Origin of the sequence: Curtobacterium flaccumfaciens UCD-AKU (assembly GCF_000349565.1) — a bacterium.
In the GTDB taxonomy this organism is placed as follows: Bacteria; Actinomycetota; Actinomycetes; order Actinomycetales; family Microbacteriaceae; genus Curtobacterium; species Curtobacterium poinsettiae.
The window spans coordinates 398,192-401,307 of record NZ_KB714628.1 but is presented as its reverse complement, the minus strand read 5'-3'; the positions used below and the strand labels follow the sequence as shown (position 1 = coordinate 401,307).

At 70.8% G+C, this 3,116-nt stretch carries 4 protein-coding genes; 3 read left to right on the top strand and 1 reads right to left on the bottom strand.

Annotated elements, in window-relative coordinates; translation table 11 throughout:
* Positions 1-32: 32 nt before the first annotated feature.
* Positions 33-1,019 (bottom strand): aldo/keto reductase, encoded by a 987-nt coding sequence (locus tag H489_RS31835; RefSeq protein WP_017887880.1) that lies wholly within the window; start codon positions 1,017-1,019, stop codon positions 33-35.
* Positions 1,020-1,139: 120 nt separating this feature from the next.
* Here H489_RS31835 and H489_RS31830 point away from each other — a divergent pair, with 120 nt between their 5' ends.
* From H489_RS31830 to H489_RS31820, 3 genes are all read left to right on the top strand, one after another.
* The gene (locus H489_RS31830; RefSeq protein WP_139179590.1) at positions 1,140-1,367 is read left to right on the top strand and encodes a hypothetical protein; all 228 of its coding nucleotides are present in this window, start codon (positions 1,140-1,142) and stop codon (positions 1,365-1,367) included.
* 139 nt (positions 1,368-1,506) lie between these two features.
* Entirely contained in the window at positions 1,507-2,052 is a 546-nt protein-coding gene (locus H489_RS31825) for an acyl-CoA thioesterase (protein WP_017887878.1), read from the top strand.
* 125 nt (positions 2,053-2,177) lie between these two features.
* Positions 2,178-3,059: an aldo/keto reductase gene (locus H489_RS31820; protein WP_017887877.1), complete on the top strand. Its 882-nt coding sequence runs from the start codon at positions 2,178-2,180 to the stop codon at positions 3,057-3,059.
* Positions 3,060-3,116 lie beyond the last annotated feature (57 nt).

The window sequence follows — 3,116 nt, the reverse complement described above, 5'->3', positions numbered from 1 at the left end:
CACCGGGCCTCCCGTCCGTCAACCGGTCGCGTCTAGCGACCGATGGTCGACATGTCGGGGTAGCGGTCGCCGGTCGGGACCGGCAGCGCCGACAGGCGCGACAGCTGGTCCGTCGTGAGGGTCAGGTCGGCTGCGCCGACGTTCTCCTCGAGGCGCGAGACCCGCTTCGTGCCGGGGATCGGGACGATGTCGTCGCCCTGGGCCAGCAGCCAGGCGAGCGACACCTGCGCCGGAGTGGCGTCGGCCTCGGTCGCGATGTCCTTGACGGCGTCGACGATGCGCATGTTCTGCGCGAACGCCTCCTGCTGGAAGCGCGGGTTCGCCAGGCGGAAGTCGTCGGAGTCCAGGTCGGACGGCTTCGTGATCGCGCCGGTCAGGAACCCGCGGCCGAGCGGCGAGTACGGCACCAGGCCGATGCCGAGCTCGCGCAGGGTGTCGAGCACGTCGCCCTCGGGGTCCCGCGTCCACAGCGAGTACTCGCTCTGCAGTGCGGTGATCGGGTGGACGGCGTGGGCCTTGCGGATGGTCTCGGCTCCGGCTTCGGACAGCCCGATGTGCCGGATCTTGCCCTCCTGCACGAAGCCGGCGAGCTGGCCGATGACGTCCTCGATCGGGACGGCGGGGTCGACGCGGTGCTGGTAGTAGAGGTCGATGTGGTCGGTGCCGAGGCGACGGAGGGAGCCTTCGAGCGCCTCGCGCACGGACTCCGGCTGGCTGGAGAGACCGCGCTGCTGCGTCGGGGTCTCCTCACCGGCCTCGTGGCGGTACAGGCCGAACTTGGTCGCGATGACGACGTCGTCGCGACGGCCCTCGAGCGCGCGGCGCAGGAGTTCCTCGTTCGTGTAGGGGCCGTACGCCTCGGCGGTGTCGAACATGGTGACGCCGAGGTCGATCGCGCGGTGGATGGTGCGGATCGACTCGTCGTCGTCGGTGCCGGCGCCCGTGTAGAAGGCGCTCATGCCCATGGTTCCGAGGCCGATGGGTCCGACCTCGAGGTCTGCGAGCTTGCGTGTGTGCATGCTGCAGGTCTACTCCCGGTCCCCGGGACGGCGGGAGGCACTGGCTGTACCCGCCTCGTCATCGCTACGCTGCCAGGGACGGGGCAGGGGCCCCGGGTTCGGGGGAGTGTCGTGGTCGTCATGTGGATCGTCATCGCCGTGGTCGTCGTCATCGGCGCCCTGCTGACCGTGCTCGAGGTGCAGAACCGTCGTCGTCGGCGGGCGCTCGAATCGATCGAAGACCTGTCGGATCCGCGTGACAGCGCACGCGCCGCGGCCGAAGCCGATGCGGCGCACTCCAGGACCGAGGGGCTCGCCAAGTCAGCGCACCCCGGCATCACCGGCGCCGGCGGCGGCATCCCCGGCTGAACCGGCCGAGTTGGGCTGCGCGCCGCCGTTCGCGCCGCTTGTCGGGACCAGGCGTTCCGGGTCACCGGTCGCCCGCGCGCTTGGTGAGGTTCCTCCAAGGTGCTGGCACGAGCACGCGGTCCACTGGTGTGATCGTCCCGTGAACCTGTACTTCCGACTGCTCCTGCTGCAGCTGCGCACCCGGTTGCGCGCTCGGGTCGGTGGACGCCGCCGGGCCTCGCTCTGGGACGAGGTGCGGACGCCGTTCCGGGTCGCTCCCACCGACCTCGACCCGCTGCGGCACGTCAACAACGGCAAGTACCTGTCGATGCTCGACCTGGGTCGGCTCGACCTGATGCTCCGCTCCGGGTACTGGGCGGTGCTGTCCGAACGTGGCTGGTACCCCGTCGTGTCGGCGCAGACGATCACGTACAAGCGGTCGCTGACGCTCGGGCAGCGGTTCGAGCTCCGCACCCACGTGCTCGGGGTCGACGACCGTGCCGTGTACCTGGAGCAGACGTTCGTGCGACAGGGTGCCGTGATGGCCCGCGCCGTGGTGCAGGCCCGGTTCCTGCGGCGTGCCGGCGGGACCGTGCCGACCGCGGACCTGCTCGAGGCTGCGGGTGGCGCGGACCGCGACCTGACGCTGCCCGACTGGGTGCACGACTGGGCGACCGCGACGCGGATCAGCAGCAGCGCGGCCTGAACGGCAGCACGACCGCTCCGAACGCCACGGTGCGCACGAACCCGTCCGTGGACTCTGCGAACACGGCAAGCGGTCGGGGGACACCGACTCAGGGACCGGCAACGCACCGGGCGTAGACCGGGGACATGACCACAGGCACTGACACCACGAACCGTCCGGCCGCGTCCTCCGGCACCTTCCGCATCGGCGGCGACCTCGAGGTCAACCGGCTCGGCTACGGCACCATGCAGCTCACCGGCCCCGGCGTCTGGGGACCGCCGAAGGACCACGACGAGGCGATCCGCGTCCTCAAGCGCGCCGTCGAGCTCGGCGTGAACTTCTTCGACACCGCCGACTCGTACGGCCCCTACGTCGCCGAGGAGCTCCTCAAGGAGGCCCTGCACCCCTACGGCGACGACGTCGTCATCGCGACGAAGGCCGGCCTGACCCGCACCGGCCCGAACGTCTGGCCGCCCGTCGGCCGCCCCGAGTACCTGCGGCAAGAGGCGGAGATGAGCCTCCGCCGCCTGGGCCTGGAGCGCATCGACCTGTTCCAGCTGCACCGCATCGACCCGAAGGTCCCGCTCGAGGACCAGGTCGGCGAGCTGAAGAAGCTGCAGGACGAGGGCAAGATCCGCCACATCGGCCTGTCCGAGGTCTCCGTCGACGAGGTCAAGGCCGCGCAGCAGATCGCCACGATCGTCTCCGTGCAGAACCTCTACAACCTGCAGAAGCGTGACGCCGAGGAGCTGCTCGACTGGTCCGAGCAGCAGGGCATCGGCTTCATCCCGTGGTTCCCCCTGGCCACGGGTGGCCTGACCGGCGAGGACTCGCCGCTCACCGAGATCGCCGAGCGCAAGGGCGCCACCCCGGCGCAGCTCGCGCTCGCGTGGCTGCTCAAGCGCTCCCCGGTGATGCTGCCGATCCCCGGCACGTCGAGCGTCGCGCACCTCGAGGACAACCTGGCGGGTGCCACGGTGGAGCTGACCGACGACGAGTTCGAGGAGCTGGCGAAGCTGGGTCACTGACCCTTCGGACGCGACCGCGGGTCGCGAACGCGACCAGCCGACGGACGGGAGGCGCGG

Excerpts from the sequence above, each read along its gene's own strand:
- H489_RS31830 (WP_139179590.1), top strand. The coding sequence starts at position 1,140 with ATGTGGATCGTCATCGCCGTGGTCGTCGTCATCGGCGCCCTGCTGACC.
- H489_RS31820 (WP_017887877.1), top strand. The coding sequence starts at position 2,178 with ATGACCACAGGCACTGACACCACGAACCGTCCGGCCGCGTCCTCCGGC.
- H489_RS31835 (WP_017887880.1), bottom strand. The coding sequence starts at position 1,019 with ATGCACACACGCAAGCTCGCAGACCTCGAGGTCGGACCCATCGGCCTC.